19 protein-coding genes and 1 tRNA gene are annotated in these 16209 nt (G+C 58.2%); 13 read left to right on the forward strand and 7 right to left on the reverse strand.

Features of this window, described 5'->3' with window-relative positions:
- The 8 genes from D8U60_RS15835 to D8U60_RS15870 all read left to right on the forward strand — a co-directional run.
- Positions 1–528, forward strand: a 528-nt coding sequence (locus D8U60_RS15835; protein WP_277751557.1) for a nitrilase-related carbon-nitrogen hydrolase, incomplete at its 5' end; no start/stop codon positions are given.
- Positions 528–1634, forward strand: a complete 1107-nt coding sequence (aguA, locus tag D8U60_RS15840) for an agmatine deiminase (protein ID WP_130900463.1) — start codon at positions 528–530, stop codon at positions 1632–1634. The genes D8U60_RS15835 and aguA, both read left to right, overlap by 1 nt.
- Before the next feature lie 245 nt (positions 1635–1879).
- A complete protein-coding gene (locus tag D8U60_RS15845; protein WP_016772156.1) occupies positions 1880–2092 on the forward strand; it encodes a hypothetical protein in 213 nt (70 codons plus the stop codon).
- 460 nt (positions 2093–2552) lie between these two features.
- Positions 2553–3839, forward strand: a complete 1287-nt coding sequence (locus tag D8U60_RS15850; RefSeq protein ID WP_130900464.1) for an OprD family porin — start codon at positions 2553–2555, stop codon at positions 3837–3839.
- 231 nt (positions 3840–4070) lie between these two features.
- Positions 4071–4817, forward strand: coding sequence for a 2OG-Fe dioxygenase family protein (locus tag D8U60_RS15855; protein WP_016772154.1), 747 nt, complete (start codon positions 4071–4073; stop codon positions 4815–4817).
- 79 nt (positions 4818–4896) lie between these two features.
- Positions 4897–5274: a GNAT family N-acetyltransferase gene (locus D8U60_RS15860; protein WP_003220700.1), complete on the forward strand. Its 378-nt coding sequence runs from the start codon at positions 4897–4899 to the stop codon at positions 5272–5274.
- Positions 5271–5987 carry an AzlC family ABC transporter permease gene (locus D8U60_RS15865; RefSeq protein ID WP_016772152.1) on the forward strand — a complete coding sequence of 239 codons (717 nt, stop codon included), beginning with the start codon at positions 5271–5273 and terminating at the stop codon, positions 5985–5987. Before D8U60_RS15860 ends, D8U60_RS15865 begins: the two co-directional genes overlap by 4 nt.
- Positions 5966–6283, forward strand: coding sequence for an AzlD domain-containing protein (locus D8U60_RS15870; RefSeq protein WP_024011198.1), 318 nt, complete (start codon positions 5966–5968; stop codon positions 6281–6283). The genes D8U60_RS15865 and D8U60_RS15870 overlap by 22 nt, the downstream gene beginning before the upstream one ends.
- Here the strand turns inward: D8U60_RS15870 and D8U60_RS15875 are convergent.
- Positions 6200–7126, reverse strand: coding sequence for a LysR family transcriptional regulator (locus tag D8U60_RS15875; protein ID WP_122611119.1), 927 nt, complete (start codon positions 7124–7126; stop codon positions 6200–6202). The two genes, D8U60_RS15870 and D8U60_RS15875, sit on opposite strands and share 84 nt — an antisense overlap.
- Positions 7127–7594: 468 nt before the next feature.
- On the opposite strand from D8U60_RS15875, the gene D8U60_RS15880 reads away from it, so the two are divergent.
- From D8U60_RS15880 to D8U60_RS15895, 4 genes are all read left to right on the forward strand, one after another.
- Positions 7595–7885: a type II toxin-antitoxin system RelB/DinJ family antitoxin gene (locus D8U60_RS15880; RefSeq protein WP_071174090.1), complete on the forward strand. Its 291-nt coding sequence runs from the start codon at positions 7595–7597 to the stop codon at positions 7883–7885.
- Positions 7851–8165, forward strand: a complete 315-nt coding sequence (locus D8U60_RS15885) for a type II toxin-antitoxin system YafQ family toxin (RefSeq protein ID WP_130900465.1) — start codon at positions 7851–7853, stop codon at positions 8163–8165. Before D8U60_RS15880 ends, D8U60_RS15885 begins: the two co-directional genes overlap by 35 nt.
- A 137-nt stretch (positions 8166–8302) precedes the next feature.
- Positions 8303–8710 carry an MbcA/ParS/Xre antitoxin family protein gene (locus D8U60_RS15890; RefSeq protein WP_130900466.1) on the forward strand — a complete coding sequence of 136 codons (408 nt, stop codon included), beginning with the start codon at positions 8303–8305 and terminating at the stop codon, positions 8708–8710.
- Complete coding sequence (locus D8U60_RS15895; protein WP_130900467.1) at positions 8707–9387, forward strand: RES family NAD+ phosphorylase; 681 nt, start codon at positions 8707–8709, stop codon at positions 9385–9387. The genes D8U60_RS15890 and D8U60_RS15895 overlap by 4 nt, the downstream gene beginning before the upstream one ends.
- A 94-nt stretch (positions 9388–9481) precedes the next feature.
- On the opposite strand, the gene D8U60_RS15900 is transcribed toward D8U60_RS15895, so the two are convergent.
- From D8U60_RS15900 to D8U60_RS15925, 6 genes are all read right to left on the reverse strand, one after another.
- Positions 9482–9557: transfer RNA gene (locus D8U60_RS15900), tRNA-Thr, on the reverse strand.
- A gap of 406 nt (positions 9558–9963) precedes the next feature.
- Positions 9964–11220, reverse strand: a complete 1257-nt coding sequence (locus tag D8U60_RS15905; protein WP_130900468.1) for a methyltransferase — start codon at positions 11218–11220, stop codon at positions 9964–9966.
- Complete coding sequence (locus D8U60_RS15910) at positions 11201–11890, reverse strand: ABC transporter permease (protein WP_016772145.1); 690 nt, start codon at positions 11888–11890, stop codon at positions 11201–11203. Before D8U60_RS15910 ends, D8U60_RS15905 begins: the two co-directional genes overlap by 20 nt.
- Positions 11887–12582 carry an ABC transporter permease gene (locus D8U60_RS15915; protein WP_024011207.1) on the reverse strand — a complete coding sequence of 232 codons (696 nt, stop codon included), beginning with the start codon at positions 12580–12582 and terminating at the stop codon, positions 11887–11889. The genes D8U60_RS15910 and D8U60_RS15915 overlap by 4 nt, the downstream gene beginning before the upstream one ends.
- A gap of 77 nt (positions 12583–12659) precedes the next feature.
- Positions 12660–13412 carry an ABC transporter substrate-binding protein gene (locus D8U60_RS15920; RefSeq protein WP_130900469.1) on the reverse strand — a complete coding sequence of 251 codons (753 nt, stop codon included), beginning with the start codon at positions 13410–13412 and terminating at the stop codon, positions 12660–12662.
- 13 nt (positions 13413–13425) lie between these two features.
- Positions 13426–14199 carry an ABC transporter ATP-binding protein gene (locus tag D8U60_RS15925; RefSeq protein ID WP_024011209.1) on the reverse strand — a complete coding sequence of 258 codons (774 nt, stop codon included), beginning with the start codon at positions 14197–14199 and terminating at the stop codon, positions 13426–13428.
- A 543-nt stretch (positions 14200–14742) separates the two neighbouring features.
- Here D8U60_RS15925 and gabP point away from each other — a divergent pair.
- Positions 14743–16134, forward strand: a complete 1392-nt coding sequence (gene gabP, locus D8U60_RS15930; protein WP_016772141.1) for a GABA permease — start codon at positions 14743–14745, stop codon at positions 16132–16134.
- Positions 16135–16209 lie beyond the last annotated feature (75 nt).

The following is a 16209-nucleotide window of genomic DNA, read 5'->3' on the forward strand; positions in this document are numbered from 1 at the left end:
AGCCATATCCCCGACGGCCCGGGCTATCACGAAAAGTATTACTTCAACCCGGGCGACACCGGCTTCAAGGTATGGAACACCCGTTACGCGAAAATCGGCGTTGGCATCTGCTGGGACCAGTGGTTCCCGGAAGCGGCACGCAGCATGGCCCTGCAAGGCGCGGAAATTCTCTTTTATCCAACCGCGATCGGCAGCGAGCCGCACGACAAGACCATCTCTTCACGCGATCACTGGCAGCGGGTGCAGCAGGGCCATGCCGGCGCCAACCTGATGCCGCTGATTGCCAGCAACCGCATCGGCAATGAAGAGCAGGACGGCTACGACATCACCTTCTACGGCTCGTCGTTCATCGCCAACCAGTTCGGCGAAAAAGTGCAGGAGCTGAATAAAACCGAAGAAGGTATTCTTGTGCATACGTTCAACCTCGACGAGCTGGAACATATTCGCAGCGCGTGGGGTTCATTCCGCGACCGCCGGCCGAATCTGTACGGCGCGTTGAAAACCCTCGACGGTTCCCTGGAGTCCTGATGACCACATTGAAAAGTACCCCACGCGCCGATGGCTTCTACATGCCGGCCGAGTGGGCGCCACAAACCCAGACCTGGATGATCTGGCCCGAGCGCCCGGACAACTGGCGTCTGGGCGGCAAACCGGCGCAGGCTGCGCACGCCACGGTGGCCAAGGCCATCGCCCGCTTCGAGCCGGTCACCGTTGCCGTCTCCGCCGGCCAATACGAAAACGCCCGCGCGCGCCTCGATGTGCCGAATATCCGCGTGGTGGAAATGTCCAGCGACGACGCCTGGGTTCGTGACAGCGGCCCGACCTTTGTTATCAATAACCATGGTGAAGTGCGCGGTGTGAACTGGGATTTCAACGCCTGGGGCGGTTTCGATGGTGGCCTGTATGCACCGTGGAACCGTGATTCGCAGGTCGGCGGCAAGATCCTCGAGATCGAGCGCAGCCCGCGTTACCGCACCGAAGGTTTCGTGCTCGAAGGCGGTTCGATTCATGTCGACGGCGAAGGCACGCTGATCACCACCGAAGAATGCCTGCTCAACCGCAATCGCAACCCGCACCTGAGCCGCGAAGAAATCGAAGCCGTACTCAGCGACAACCTGTCTGTGGACAAGATCATCTGGTTGTCGGATGGCTTGTTCAACGATGAAACCGACGGCCATGTGGATAACTTCTGCTGCTACGTGCGTCCGGGCGAAGTGCTGCTGGCGTGGACCGATGATCCGCAGGATCCGAACTACCCGCGCTGCCAGGCGGCAATGAAAGTGCTGCAAAGCAGCACCGACGCCAAGGGCCGCCCGTTCACGGTGCACAAAATGCCGATTCCTGGGCCGCTGTACGCGACCGAAGAAGAGTGTGCCGGCGTCGATGCGGTGGACGGTTCGCAGGAGCGCAATCCTTCCGTGCGTCTGGCCGGTTCCTACGTGAACTTCCTGATCGTCAACGGTGGCATCATCGCGCCGAGCTTCGACGACCCGATGGATGCCCCGGCCAGGGAAATCCTGCAGACGCTGTTCCCACAGCACGAAGTAGTGATGGTGCCGGGCCGCGAACTGTTACTGGGTGGCGGCAATATTCACTGCCTTACCCAACAGCAGCCAGCGCCGCACAAAGAGTGAGTTGAGTCGTAACAGCTTGAGTTGATTCACAAATCAGCCAGGCAACGATTAGCTCGCTCAGCATCAAAGCAAGCCCGCGGCCCGTCAGGACCGCGGGCTTGTTTGTATCCGCCGGTCGACATTCGGGTCGCCTTGGCATAGCTCTTGTATTGCTCCTGATGCACTAGGGAGGGAGGGGAACTTCAACAGTTCTGTCACAAACCTTGGATAACGTAGCCGCTCACGAACGGGGAGAGAGCGCTGAAATGAACGCCGAAGTGAACGTAATCAGCGAGCGGACTGTGCATCCCATGGCCGTCAACGGCGAGTCGCTCCAGCTTGTCGCGCACTGGTTGAAGTCCAATGGAACGCGTCAGATCAGACAACCTGATCCGCGCCGGATGATGATCGAGCGCTACCCCGCTGGCCTGTTCAGCGAGGCCGAGCTGGAAGCCTTGTGGGATGTGATGGAAGGATAAAAACAATAGGGATTGGTAAAAGCGCTGCCGGGATGGCGGCGCTTTTTTTGCCTGATTTTTATCCACAGGTATTCAAAAGTGGGAGCGAGCCTGCTCGCGAAGGCGTCAGCACTGCCAGTGACTTTGTTGACTGATCCAGCGCTTCGCGAGCAGGCTCGCTCCCACAGTTCAAACTGCCTGTTTAATCCGTTTTTTCTGCAACCGCCGAGCAAAAAAATTACGTTTCTTAGACGTTTTTCGCCTATTTAAAGACGATTCTTGAAATTGACACACAGTTCAGGGCGCGGCTACGATTCGGCCCAACGCCTGTGGCTAACCGCCATGACTCAAAATAAGGAGCAGGCCCGCCATGACGTTAACGTCGGCGGGCTTTTTTGTTTCGGGGTGAATACAAGAGTGCAGAAAGCGCCGTTTCAGCCGTTCGACACAGCGCGTTTCAACCCGTAATAAGGAAAACAAAATGTTGAACAAGCGAATCAGTCTGATCGCACTGGGGATGTTGAGTGCTACACAGGCCATGGCTAACGACCAGGCCGAATCCAAGGGTTTCGTTGAAGACAGCAGCCTGAAAGTACTGTTGCGCAACGCCTACATCAATCGTGATTACAAAGACGGTAACAAGGACAAGGCCGAATGGGGCCAAGCGGCCATCGGTACGTTCTCGTCGGGCTTCACTCAAGGCACCGTCGGTGTCGGCGTGGACGCTTTCGGTCTGTACGCATTGCGCCTGGACGGCGGCAAGGGCCGTAGCGGCGCCGGCGGCATCGACTTCTTCAAACAGGAAAATGACGGTCGTGCGAACCACGACATCGCCAAGGGCGGTGCTGCGGTCAAGTTTCGCGTATCCAACACCGTACTGACCTACGGCGACCAGATGCCGGCCCTGCCGGTGCTGAGCTACGACAACGTGCGTCTGCTGCCGGAAAGCTATACCGGTACTTTGATCACCTCCCGTGAGATCCAAGGCCTGGAATTGAACGCCGGCCGATTCACCGCCGAGTCGCGCAAGAGCGATGAAGGCCGTGACAGCGGCGGTCTGAAGTCGATCAACGTGTTGGGCGGCAGCTATCAGTTCACCGAACACTTCAAAGGCGCGCTGTATGCGTCCGACGTTGAAGACGTCTTGAAGAAACAGTACGTGAACGCCAACTATGTGATTCCGTTCAACAAGGATCAGTCCCTGACCCTGGACTTCAACGGCTATCGCACCAAGCTGGACAGCTCCTATGTCCGCGAAAACGGTGTAACTGGCGACGACAACAAGATCTGGAGCCTGGCAGCCACCTTCGCCACTGGCCCGCACTCGTTCACCGTGGCGCATCAGCGTTCCACTGGCGACAGCAACCTGGGCTACGCCTATGGCGGCTACCAGAAAGACCAGGGTCGTGTCGGCGACGGTGGTAACTCCATCTACCTGGCCAACTCCTTCTGGTCTGACTTCAACGCCGAAGACGAACGCAGCTGGCAGCTGGGTTATGGCCTGGATTTTGGTTCGTTCGGCGTTCCGGGTCTGAGCTACAACTTCGCTTACGTGCGCGGCGACAACATCACCACGTCCACCAGCGAAGGCGGCACCGAGCGCGAAATCTTCAACCAGTTCAAGTACGTCGTGCAGAGTGGCCCGGCCAAAGACCTGAGCGTGAAGTTGCGCAGTTCGATCCTGCGCGTGTCGCAGAAATCCAGCGAGTACAACGTCAGCGGTAACGAGCTGCGTGTATTCGTGGACTATCCGATCAACATCTTCTGATGATCGATCCGCTGTAAGAAAAATGAGAAAACCCCGATTCGTTCGGGGTTTTTTTTCGCCGGTTTTTCAGCGAAAACCGCAAATAACCGGTGTTCTTGTCATGTAAAAGTCGTTTTTCAAGCGCTGCAGATTCCGTTTCAAGCAGTGCTTCAAATGCCTGAAATTCTTTCTCATGGACGCAAATTCTCCACCCAATAGATTAGGGCGTTCAACGCAGCGGAGAATTTGGTAATGATCGTTTTGAACAGAGAAGTGGGCGAATCGCTACGGCGCGACAAGTTTGTCAACGTCCAGGGTGGTGACTTCAATCTCTACGGTCATTTTGCCGACTTCGTCAGACTGACCAAGAGTTGGGAAAACATGGAGCCTGACAGCTACTACGGTCAGGCCGAAGCCGGCATGCGCTACCGTCGTTACAGCGACTTTGAATACAACCCGAAAACCCGTGAACTCAAGCAACTTGAGCACCGCGCTTACGTGCAATCGAAAGAGAACAACGCTTACGTCGGTGGCGTGGTACGACACTTTCAGGACTTCTCCGAAGAAGTGATCTCTTCGCCGGTGATGCGCAGCCTGATCGACACCGATTTCGAAGTGTACAAAAGTGTCCTGCCGGAAGAGTTGCACGATGAAATCTGGCAGTGCCAGATCCATCAGATCCGCATCGAGATCAAACCCGGCAAACAGCTGGAAATCACCCCTGAAGGCATTCATTGCGACGGCTATCCGTTCAGCGGCGTGCACTTCTGGGGGCGCAATAATGTCGAGGGCGCTGAGAGTCGTTTGTATGACATTCATCAGCAACAGCTGGCGGCGACCACCTACGAGGAAATTCTCGATACCACCTACTTCCTCGATCGCGACATGCGCCATTACGTGACCCCGGCGCGCAACACCCACACCCATGCCATGGCGTACCGGCAGATTCTGGCGATTTCCTTCTCGCGGCCCGGGACCGCTTTCGACATTGTTCGCTAATCAGATCACCCCAATCGACGGCGTCGAGTGCTCGACGCCAGTGGTACTGCGCCGCGCCACCGCCAAGGATGCGCAACGCATGGAGCGCTTCTTCCGCCAGTTCGACGAAGTGTCGTTCTGCGAATGGCAGGACGCCAAATGCCTGCGCGGCGTGTTGATCCAGAAAACCACCACGGCCTACCTGGCTTTCGATGTCGAGGGCGAGATCGTCGGCGCGGTGCTCGGCGGCATGCTCGGCAGTCGCGGCACGATCAACCATCTGGCCGTGAGCCCGCGTTACCGCAGCCAGGGCGTGGGCCAGCGTCTGGTCGAAGCAGCGTCGTCCGACATGAAACGGGTCGGGGTGCTGCGGATGTTTCTGTTCGTCGACGATGCTAACCTCGCGGGCAAGCGATTCTGGACCGCCCAGGGTTTTTGCGAGCCTCATGGCGAAAGAACATTTGAGAGGGATCTATGAATGAAAGGTCCGGCAGCGCGCCGCTGATGGCGACTCATCAGCCGTCGCGCACGTTTGCCGAAGCCAGCCCGGTGGTCGCCGGGTATTTCACCGTGTCGTTTGTCTTCGGGTTGATGGCGGTCAACGCCGGCCTGCCGATGTGGCTGCCGGTGGCGATGTGCTTGTTTGTCTATGCCGGCGCTTCGCAATTCGCCGCGCTGGCGCTGATCTCCAGCGGCGCATCGCTGACCACCATTGTGCTGACCACTTTCCTGATCAATGCGCGGCACATGCTGATGTCGGTGTACATGGCCAAAGCCCTGCGTGCATTGGGCTTGAGCCGCATGGAGCGTTGGGCTTACGCCGGTGGCCTGACGGATGAATCCTTCGCCTTTCACAGCGTCAAGCTCGGTACAGGCGCACCGGTCAACGTGCGTTACCTGATCGGTTTCAATCTGTTCTGCCACACCTCGTGGGTGCTCGGCGGTTTGCTCGGTGCGGTCTGCGCGCAGTACGCGGCGCACTTGATCAAATATCAGCTCGATTACGCGCTGACGGCGATGATGCTCTACGTGCTGGTCTCGCTGTGCAACACGCGTAACAAATTGATTGCGGCCGCTGCTGCCGTGGTCTGCATGGGCGCGCTGAGCCTGATCGGCAGTTCGCCCTTCAACGTATTTATCGCCACGTTTGTGGGCTGCGGAGTGGGTGTATGCCTGACCAAACGTTCCTGATTCTGGTGGTGGTGCTGATGATGGCGGTGACCTTCCTGCCGCGCGCCTTGCCGCTGCAGATCAACACCGAACACTGGCCGCCGTTCGTGGCGCGCGCACTGGAATATCTGCCGGTGGCGATCGTCGCTGCGATCAGCCTCACGCCCCTGTTGATCAAGGACCGGCAGATCCAGCTCGATCGCCCGGAATTCTATGCCGCGATTCCGACGTTGCTATGTGCGTATTTCAGCAAAAACCTCTTTCTCAGTGTGGCGGTGGGGACGGCTGCGTACATTGCGCTCGGCTCGTTCATGTAGCGGCAGATCAACGACGTCGTTCAGCGCCTGGTGGGACAACTCCGGGTTGTTTACCGCCAGCCGGACTTCGAGGAAATCCTCGAAACCGGGAAAAATCGTCAGGCCGTTCTTCTGCGCCGCTTCACGGGAGACCATGCCGACCGCATCCATCTGCGTGATCAACGACAGCGTCAGGGTTTCGCTGCAGGAATAGACCATGCGCTGGCCGTTCTCGTGATTGCCCAGCCCGGCGTCGAGAAAACGCAAAAAGCTGTGGGAATACGGACAATCTTCCGCAGGACGCACTTGAAACTTGTTGCCCAGCAACGTCAGCGGATCGTTTTCCTGACCGCAATGCGCACCGACCACCTGCACCTGCACCTCCGGAAGGACGATGCTCGGCAGCCCCGGCCGCTGCGGGCCGATCAGTACGGCAAGGTCGAAATCTTCGTTCTTCAGCTTGCTGAGATTTTCCATCGACTCGGCGTAGCTGAACTCCATCTGGTAATCGGGAAACACCTCGATCAGGCGCCCGATCATGCGCCGGTTGAAATCAGGCGACAGGGTGTTGTTCAACGCCACCTTCAACGTCCGCTGCCCGGGGACCTTCAGCGCCTCGACCTTTTCTTCCATCTGTCGCGTGGCAATCAGCACTTTGTCGATGTAAGGCGTGAGCTCCGTGCCTTGCGGCGTCAGCGTCAGGCCCTTGTTGGAACGGCGAAACAAGCGGAAACCGAACTGCTCTTCGACCTTGTTCAACTGTGCGGCCAACGCCTGCACGGTCAGGCACGAATGCTCGGCTGCGGCCGACAACGAGCCGGTCTGCACGATGCGCATGAGGTTGCGTAAGGTTCTGCTATCCATGGGTAATGCCCTCTGAAGTGGGCTGGGTATTGTTGTGTACGAAACGACCGAAACGGCGCCATATGCCGGCTATATTCCTGCACCTGAGCATAGTTGTCGCGGGTTTAGTAGCGAATTGATTTCCCCGCCGATGGCTGGAGGCTGACAGAGGATCGGGGTTTTTGGTGAAGTGGGGGTGATGAAGGTCAAAAAAGTGCGTGGTTTTGGTGCGCGGGGAGATTCTTTTCGAAGAGAAACAGCTTACATCTTCCTGGCTTTTTGCCTGCGTCCTACGCAGATAGGTCTCAGGTAAAGTAACGATCTAGCTGATAGTGCCCAACAGTCAAAGGAGTTGAAATGGATGTCTGGCATGCGAGCCATGGTGGTAGATAACCACCGATCAACTTCGCGTTGACCGACGAAGATCACTCCGAACACAATGCAGAGGTAGCGCTGATGTAGCTACAAAACCACGATGAGGTAATTGAAATGGCTGCACTATTGAAAACTACCGATGTGCGCTGCCGCATTGATGAGGATTTGAAAACGCGTGCCACTGAAGTCTTGAACGCTTGCGGGCTGAGCATTAGTGACGCCATGCGACTTTTTCTGCGGCAGGTTGTTGCTACTCAGGGGCTTCCCTTCGAGGTGCGAGTTCCATCGGAGAAGACGGCCCGCGCAATGATGGAAGCACGAGAAATCCGTCAGCGTTTCGACTCGATAGACGACATGCTGAGGAATGCTGATGGCGAAACAGGAGAAAACACAAAAACGCGCTGATCGACCTAAACAGTGTGCACAGACTTCTGAATTCAAGAAGTCTTGGGATCGTTATAACCGTGCCGGAAGGCGAGATATGAACGACGTTCGGAAGGTGGTGGCAATGTTGTTCCTGGGGCAGCAGTTACCGGCAGAATATCTGGATCATGCGCTGATTGGAGATTGGTCTGGATTCCGCGAGTGTCATATCGGTGGCGATTTTTTGATGGTTTACGAGAACACACGTCCAGATTTGATCACGTTCGTGGATTTAGGGAGTCATTCAGAACTGTTTCAATAGCGCAGAAATACATAAGCCGGCTTAACTCCGGCTTCTGTGCGTTTGATTGTTACGATTCGTTCGTTTGTGTACCAAAATGCTAAAAAATTACAGTTATGTACTAGTCTTCAGCTAAGACAAAAAATCAGGAGGCGTCTATGCCTACCTCATCCCCAGCTCTCACCCCACGCGAACAACTCGACGCCCCCGAAGCCGGGCACGTTGCGTTGAAGTTCTTCTTCAGCCTCATGGAGCATTGGGGCTGTAGCGCCGAGCAACAACGCACCCTGCTCGGTGGAGTTGGCAACACCACGTTCTATAAATACAAACACCTGCCAGACATCCGCCTGCCCCATGACACCCTCGAGCGCATCTCTTATCTGATGGGCATTCACAAGGCGCTGAGCATCATCTTCAGCAATAGCCGCGAGCGCGCCTACGATTGGGTCAGCAGCCCCAACACGGCGGCACCGTTCAATGGCAAAACCGCCCTGGATTACATGCTGGCAGGCCGGGTGGTCGATATCGCCGATGTGCGCCGCTACCTCGACGGAGTGCGCGGTTGAAATCGCCGGCGCCGGTGGATGTGCCATGGCCGCGGGCGTATCGCATCGTCAACAGCAGCTTCCCGCCGATTGCACTGTTCGAAGACGTCCTCGACCCCGAGGACCTCGAAGTTGCCTACGCCATCGAAGCACTGACCAATGATCGGCTGGTCGAACAGGCCGGCGTCCTTGCCCGCGTACGTCCCGAAGATCGCCTGTCCGGCCCCGGTTCCAGCCCGGTGATGGCCGCGTTCACTCACGTCGGCAAACGCAGCCGTTTCAGTGACGGCACCTTCGGCGTCTATTACGCCGCCAGCAGCCAGAGTGCGGCCATCGCTGAAACCTGTTTTCATCAGGAACGCTTTCTCGCGGCGACCCGGGAAGCCGATCTCGAATTGACCATGCGTACTTACTTCAACCAGGTGATCAGGCCGCTGCATGATATTCGCCATGGCTTTGATCATCTGCATCAGCCTGATCCTGAAGCCTATGGCCCATCACAACTGTTCGCGCGACAACTGCGCGACGCCGAGTCGTGGGGCTTGCTCTATAACAGCGTGCGGTTGCCCGGGCATGAGTGCGTTGCGGCGTTTCGGCCGCCGGCGGTATCGATTCCGAAGCAGGGCAAGCATTTGCGCTATGTTTGGAGCGCAAACGAGCAGAGGATTTCGTATGTGCTCGAGATCAGTCAGGTATGAAACGCAAAAAGCCCTCGCATCCGCGAGGGCCTTGTGAGCTCCAAACGACAGAAACAACAAAGCCCCTGCATTTCTGCAGGGGCTTTGTTTTGTATGGTGCCGGCACCAGGAGTCGAACCCGGGACCTACTGATTACAAGTCAGTTGCTCTACCAACTGAGCTATACCGGCGTGTGGGCGACGATTATAGCGATTGGGTAGATCCTGTAAACCCCTGAATTCAGACTATTTTTGCATTCCGGAAAAATCAGGCCCTGCGCAAATTAATGCGCAGCTTTTGTACCTCAAGCGCAGTAAGGCATTTATGCAGGGCGTACGGTTGAGTCTGGGATTTCGGGACCCTGCAGTTATTCACTCGGCCAGCCCAATATTCGTCGGTTATGTCGTTTTGGTTGGCAGCTTATGCACAACTGAGGGGCGCTAGGACTGCTTGGGCGAGGTTTTGTGCAGCCATTCTCATCTTGTTCGCAAATCCCTGTCTTACAGGTTTTTATTTATGTGAACAAAAAATGACCAGTGTCGTTAAGGCGATGAAACAGGCGCAGATATTGGATCCACGGCAAATCCATCAACAGAGTTATCCACAGGCTGTGATGTTTTCAGCGCGTTCGGCGAGCAGCAGTAAGTTTCGCGGTGTGAGTGAGGCGTCGCAAATGGTGCCGAGGCGTACGACGTATCCCTGTTCTGCGAGGAAAAGCGCCCGATCCAGATTCAGCCAGAGCTCAAGCGGTCGTCGGAACAATCCGCGAAGCAATTCCAGGTTGCGCACTTCGGCCAACCGCTGCCAACCGGCGGCTTCGAGTGTCGACCAGTCTGGCGAGCCGACTGTGGATAACTCCTTCAGCGCTGCTAGATCGAGACAATAGTCCGCAAACGGTTTATCCAGCCAGGCGCTGGGCAGGGAGGGCGTTGGCAGGTATTCATCGACGCCGCGCACTTGCCGTTGCAGCAGGTCGAAAGCCAGGCGACGAGCCATCGAGGTGTCGCGCTGACGTCGGACGCGCGCACCGGCGGTGACGGTTTCGCTCATCGGCAACGCCAGATCTTCCAGCGACAGGTGTAGGAGTGATGCCGATCCTGCGCAGGACAAGGCCTGATATTCGTTACGACTGGTGCGGTTGTAGCAGCAGGGCGCGATCGCCATTTGCCGGCAACCTGCGGCACTGGCCAGTTGCATCAAGCGCACATGAAGATCACCGCACGCGTGGAGGGCGATGGGGGTGTGGGCGGCGTTCAATACGGCCGGGGCGTCTGCCGCGAGTACATCCTGTTCGACATGCAGGGCTTGCAAGTGATGACGCTGACTCAGTGACTGGCCGCTGGCGACCAAGAAAGGATCGTATTCAACGCAAGTCAATTTTTGCCCGGCACCCAACAGGCGCCGTCCCAGATGCCCTTTGCCGGAGCACCAGTCCAGCCAATGCATCGGCTGCGAGGCAAAGGACAAGCGCCCGGCAAACGCCTCGATCTGCTGCCACTTGCGCCCGGGCACATCGACATTCAAGCGATGCCCGGCAGCTTCAAGTGCACGCCCCGGCAACTCAGCGACCGCACTCAACTCTGCCGACAACTTCGCCAATGAAGCGAACGGCTCTGGCGCATCGACAAGATCAGCAGGATGGTTATGCGCGCGTTCTGCATCTTCCAGCGACCGCCCGCGTAGCCACGCAGACAACTCCGGGTAGGACGCTTCCCATGGAAGTTGTAGGTGAGTGAACGGCCGAGGTTTCCACAGCGCCTGATGCTTAATCAAAAAAGCATCCAGCGCGGTGAAGCGGGCGAGTAGGGCCTCGCCCGTCAGCACGTGGGAAGTATCAGCGGCCTTGGCAGGCATCGACGCGCAGCCAGCGCTCCAGCAGCTTGAAGCCGCGTACCAGCACGTAAGCCATGACCAGATAGAACACACCGGCGGCGAAGAAGATCTCCACCGGCAGATAAGTGCGGGCGATGATCGTGCGGGCCATGCCGGTGAGTTCCAGCAGGGTCACGGTGCTGGCCAGGGCGCTGGCCTTGAGCATCAGGATCACTTCGTTGCTGTAGGCCGGCAGGCCGATGCGCGCGGCACGGGGCAGGATGATGTAGAACATCGCTTTGGGCCTGGACATGCCCAAGGCCCGCGCGGCTTCGATTTCACCGGGTGGAATTGCCTGAATGGCACCGCGCAGAATCTCGGCGATGTACGCCGCCGTGTGCAACGTCATGGTCACGGTCGCGCACCAGAACGGATCGCGCAGGTAGGGCCACAAAGCGCTTTCACGCACCGCGTCGAACTGCGCCAGGCCGTAATAGACCAGGAACAGCTGCACCAGCAGCGGCGTGCCGCGGAAAAAGAAGATGTACGCGTAAGGCAGCGAGCGCACGTACCAGCGCTTCGAAGACCGGGCGATGCCCAGCGGAATGGCGAGCAGCAGGCCGGCGATGACCGCGATGGCGACCAGTTCCAGTGTCAGCGTCGCGCCCTGTGCCAGTTTCGGCAGCCACTTGATGATGACTTCCCAGTTCATTGCGCGCTCCTCGCAAAGCCGCGAGCGGCGCGTTTTTCCAGCAAGTGCATGCCCGTCATCGCCAGCACCGTCAGGCCGAGGTACATGATCGCGGCGACCATATAGAAGGTGAACGGTTGTTTCGACACGGTCACACCGATCTGCGCGTGACGCATGATTTCTTCCAGACCGATGACCGATACCAGCGCGGTGTCCTTCATCAGGATCATGAACAGATTGCCCAGGCCGGGCAGGGCGATGCGCCACATCTGCGGCATGATCAGTCGGGTAAAAATCCGCCACTTCGACAGGCCCAGGGCCTGGCCGGCCTCACGGTGACCCTTGGGAATGGCCAGCAGGGCGCCACGAAACACTTCCGTGGCGTACGCGCCGAAGCACAGGCCCAGTGCGATCACACCGGCGGCAAAGGCGTTGAGTTGCAGGTCGGGGTTGCCGAAGTACTCACCGAGGGTGCGCATCAGGTTGACCGTACCGAAGTAGATCAACAGCACCCAGAGCAATTCGGGGACGCCGCGTACCAGCGTCGAATAAGTGCCGCCAAGCCATTGCAGCGGCTTGTACGGGGAAGTCTTGGCCAAGGCGCCGAGCAGGCCGAGCACCAGGCCCAGGCACAGGGCGGTGAGGGCCAGTTGGACGGTCATCAGCGCGCCAGCGGCGAGCGCCGGGCCGAATCCGTAGAGGTCGATAATCATGGGTTTCTGTTCAAATTGCGGCAGGCAAAGTCGGGAGCCGGTGCCGCTTGATCACGGCGCCGGTCCCACAGGTCAGATCAATAGATGCTGAACGGGAAGTACTTGTCGTTGATTTTCTTGTAGGTACCGTCAGCGACGATTTCCTTCAGGGCTGCGTTCAGCTTGTTGCGCAGCTCGTTGTCACCCTTGCGCACGGCGATGCCGATCTTGTCGCTTTCCACTACCGGGTCGCCTTTGAACTCATAGTCCTGGCCAGCCTTGGTTTTCAGCCAGTCATAGTTGGCGTACTTGTCGGCGAGGATCGCGTCGACGCGACCGGAAGTCAGGTCGAGGTAGGCGTTTTCCTGGGTGTCGTAGAGGCTGACCTTGATGTCGTCGCCGTAGGTGTCTTCCAGCCAGGTGCCGGCCAGCGTTGCGCGCTGGGTGCCGATGGTCTTGCCCTTGAGCGAGTCCTTGTCGGTCTTGAAGTCGACGTTTTTCGGCGCGATGAACTGCAATTTGTTCGAGTAGTACGGGTCGGTAAAGTCCACCGCGGCTTTGCGCTCTTCGGTGATCGACAGCGAGGAGATCAGGAAGTCGAATTTCTTCGCGTTCAGCGCCGGAATGATGCCGTCCCAGTCAGAGGTGACGACAGAGCATTCGGCTTTCATCTTCGCGCACAGGGCGTCGCCGATTTCCTTGTCGAAGCCGACCACCTGGCCGCTCGCGTCTTTATTGTTGAACGGCGGGTAGGCCGCTTCGATGCCCATTTTCAGGGTTTCAGCCATGGCACCGGCGCTGAATGCGAGGGTGACGGCTGCGGCCAGGAAGATCTTCTTGAAATTCTGCATGCATGTTGCTCCGTTAGCGGTTGCTGGACATGAATTGTTTGCAGCGCGCCGAAAGCGGGTTGTCGAACACCTGCTGTGGCGATCCTTGCTCTTCTATAAGGCCCTGATGAAGGAACACCACTTCGCTGGAGACCTGGCGGGCGAAGCCCATTTCGTGGGTCACGAGCAGCATGGTGCGGCCTTCTTCGGCCAATGCGCGGATGACACTAAGTACTTCCTGAACCATTTCCGGGTCAAGCGCGGAGGTCGGTTCGTCGAACAGGATCACCTTCGGCTGCATTGCCAGCGTGCGGGCGATGGCGGCGCGTTGTTGCTGGCCGCCGGACAATTGCGCCGGATAGGCGTGGCGCTTGTCAGCGATGCCGACCTTGGCCAGCAACGCTTCGGCGACTTCGATGGCCTCGGCCTTGCTCTGGCCGAGCACGCGGCGCGGGGCCTCGATGACATTGTCGAGCACGCTCATGTGTGGCCACAGATTAAAGTTTTGAAATACAAAACCAATCTCCGAGCGCAGGCGATTGATCTGTTTGCCGTCGGCGGCGACCAGTTCGCCGTTCTTCGCGGCCTTGAGCTTGAGTTCTTCACCGGCCACGAGGATCTGGCCCTGATGCGGATTTTCCAACAGGTTGATGCAGCGCAGGAACGTGGACTTGCCGGAACCGGAAGAGCCGAGGATCGAGATCACGTCGCCGTCGCGGGCGGTCAGCGAGATGCCTTTGAGCACCTCCAGCTGTCCGTAGCGTTTGTGCAAGTTGCGGATTTCAAGCGCGGGCGTGGCCTCAGCCATGTGCGTTCCTCATATATGTTGCGCTCCTGCTGTTGGCGGGCCTTCCTGGCGAGGCGGCCAAGCTAGCATAGCGTTTCAATGGCAGCCAACAGCGCTACGAGCGGTAAACGGGTGGCATGTGGCGGGTTGTCGCATCGGCGCAGCAGACTGTCGCCCCATCAACAACCGAACGGGTGTTTGATCATGCAAACCCGTGGGTGCCGCGTAAAAAAAGGCGCGATGTTGCCAGCTTTGGCGGGGTGTTGGAAGCGCTATCCGGCCGAACGTTCCTTATTCGCCCTTTTTCTGTGTGTCGCACACTTTTTCTGTGTGTTTCTGGTGCGCGGATTCGTCTTGAATGTGAGTCGCCGGGTAACGTTCTGGCGAATAGCCATTAAACTCAATGACTTGCATCGGATGCCGGAGCCCCCGGCACTCAAGGACTTGAAACATTTTGGCGCAAATATTGCGTGCAGAATAAGGAACAGGCCGTTGGATTCTTTTTACGAGAAAGAATTTTCAGACGCGCCGGACGCACTCGCTTTCCTTGCAAAGGTAGTCTCTATGAGCAGTACCCCAAGCTCCACAGGCCTCGAACAGGGGCTCAAACCGCGTCATGTGACCATGTTGTCGATCGCCGGTGTGATCGGCGCCGGTCTGTTCGTCGGCTCCGGCCACGCCATTGCTGCCGCAGGCCCGGCCGTGCTGCTGGCTTACGCCGCCGCCGGTACGTTGGTGGTGTTGGTGATGCGCATGCTCGGCGAGATGGCCGTGGCTTCGCCGGACACCGGTTCGTTCTCGACTTACGCTGACCGCGCGATCGGTCACTGGGCCGGTTTTACCATCGGCTGGCTGTACTGGTGGTTCTGGGTGCTGGTGATTCCGCTGGAAGCCAACGCCGCCGCAACCATCCTGCACGCTTGGTTCCCGGGGGTGGACATCTGGGCTTTCGCTTTGGTCATCACCATGCTGCTGACCGTGACCAACCTGTTCAGCGTGAAGAATTACGGCGAGTTCGAGTTCTGGTTCGCCCTGATCAAGGTGCTGGCGATCATCGGCTTCATCGGCCTCGGTCTGGCGGCGATTTTCGGCTTCCTGCCGACCAGTCAGGTCAGCGGTGTGTCGCATCTGTTCGACAGTGGCGGCTTCTTGCCCAACGGCATGGGCGCTGTGCTGGGCGCGATCCTGACCACCATGTTCTCGTTCATGGGCACCGAGATCGTCACCATCGCGGCGGCGGAATCGAAGGACCCAGGCAAGCAGATCTCCAAGGCCACCAACTCGGTGATCTGGCGGATCGGCCTGTTTTATCTGGTTTCGATTTTCATCGTGGTGGCGCTGGTGCCGTGGAACGATCCTACCCTGGCCAACCTCGGTTCCTACCAGACCGTGCTTGAGCGCATGGGTATTCCCAATGCGAAGATGATCGTCGACATCGTTGTGTTGGTGGCGGTGACCAGTTGCCTGAACTCGGCGCTGTACACCTCGTCGCGCATGCTGTTCTCCCTCGGCAAGCGCGGCGATGCCCCGGCCATGTCGACCCGCACTAACAAGAGCGGCACGCCTTACTGGGCGGTGATGCTGTCCACCGGCGCTGCGTTCCTCTGCACCTTCGCCAACTATGTGGCTCCGGCAGCGGTGTTCGAGTTCCTCCTGGCCAGCTCCGGCGCCATCGCCCTGCTGGTTTACCTGGTGATCGCCTTCTCGCAACTGCGCATGCGGAAACAGCGCATGGCGCGCGGCGAGAAGATCGTCTTCAGCATGTGGCTGTTCCCGGGGCTGACCTGGGCGGTAATCATCTTCATCGTCGCCGCGCTGACCATCATGCTGTTCCAGGAAGCCCACCGCGTGGAAATCCTCGCCACCGGTCTGCTGAGCCTTATGGTGGTAGCGGCTGGTCTGCTGGTGTCGCGCCGTCGCAAGCTGGAGAAGCGTGGTGCGGTGGTGTTGAACTGAGTCGTAACGCGTGATGTAAAAACGGCCGCTGTCAGGGATGACTAGCGGCCGTTTTTGTTTCTGAGCTTTCCAGTC

The sequence above is a fragment of the Pseudomonas sp. Sample_11 genome (assembly GCF_004307505.1).
In the GTDB taxonomy this organism is placed as follows: domain Bacteria; phylum Pseudomonadota; class Gammaproteobacteria; order Pseudomonadales; family Pseudomonadaceae; genus Aquipseudomonas; species Aquipseudomonas atacamensis.

Bases quoted from the DNA above. Each gene is read 5' to 3' on its own strand.
- aguA (WP_130900463.1), top strand. From the start codon at position 528: ATGACCACATTGAAAAGTACCCCACGCGCCGATGGCTTCTACATGCCG.
- D8U60_RS15845 (WP_016772156.1), top strand. From the start codon at position 1,880: ATGAACGCCGAAGTGAACGTAATCAGCGAGCGGACTGTGCATCCCATG.
- D8U60_RS15850 (WP_130900464.1), top strand. From the start codon at position 2,553: ATGTTGAACAAGCGAATCAGTCTGATCGCACTGGGGATGTTGAGTGCT.
- D8U60_RS15855 (WP_016772154.1), top strand. From the start codon at position 4,071: ATGATCGTTTTGAACAGAGAAGTGGGCGAATCGCTACGGCGCGACAAG.
- D8U60_RS15860 (WP_003220700.1), top strand. From the start codon at position 4,897: ATGGAGCGCTTCTTCCGCCAGTTCGACGAAGTGTCGTTCTGCGAATGG.
- D8U60_RS15865 (WP_016772152.1), top strand. From the start codon at position 5,271: ATGAATGAAAGGTCCGGCAGCGCGCCGCTGATGGCGACTCATCAGCCG.
- D8U60_RS15870 (WP_024011198.1), top strand. From the start codon at position 5,966: ATGCCTGACCAAACGTTCCTGATTCTGGTGGTGGTGCTGATGATGGCG.
- D8U60_RS15875 (WP_122611119.1), bottom strand. From the start codon at position 7,126: ATGGATAGCAGAACCTTACGCAACCTCATGCGCATCGTGCAGACCGGC.
- D8U60_RS15880 (WP_071174090.1), top strand. From the start codon at position 7,595: ATGGCTGCACTATTGAAAACTACCGATGTGCGCTGCCGCATTGATGAG.
- D8U60_RS15885 (WP_130900465.1), top strand. From the start codon at position 7,851: ATGGCGAAACAGGAGAAAACACAAAAACGCGCTGATCGACCTAAACAG.
- D8U60_RS15890 (WP_130900466.1), top strand. From the start codon at position 8,303: ATGCCTACCTCATCCCCAGCTCTCACCCCACGCGAACAACTCGACGCC.
- D8U60_RS15905 (WP_130900468.1), bottom strand. From the start codon at position 11,220: ATGCCTGCCAAGGCCGCTGATACTTCCCACGTGCTGACGGGCGAGGCC.
- D8U60_RS15910 (WP_016772145.1), bottom strand. From the start codon at position 11,890: ATGAACTGGGAAGTCATCATCAAGTGGCTGCCGAAACTGGCACAGGGC.
- D8U60_RS15915 (WP_024011207.1), bottom strand. From the start codon at position 12,582: ATGATTATCGACCTCTACGGATTCGGCCCGGCGCTCGCCGCTGGCGCG.
- D8U60_RS15920 (WP_130900469.1), bottom strand. From the start codon at position 13,412: ATGCAGAATTTCAAGAAGATCTTCCTGGCCGCAGCCGTCACCCTCGCA.
- D8U60_RS15925 (WP_024011209.1), bottom strand. From the start codon at position 14,199: ATGGCTGAGGCCACGCCCGCGCTTGAAATCCGCAACTTGCACAAACGC.
- gabP (WP_016772141.1), top strand. From the start codon at position 14,743: ATGAGCAGTACCCCAAGCTCCACAGGCCTCGAACAGGGGCTCAAACCG.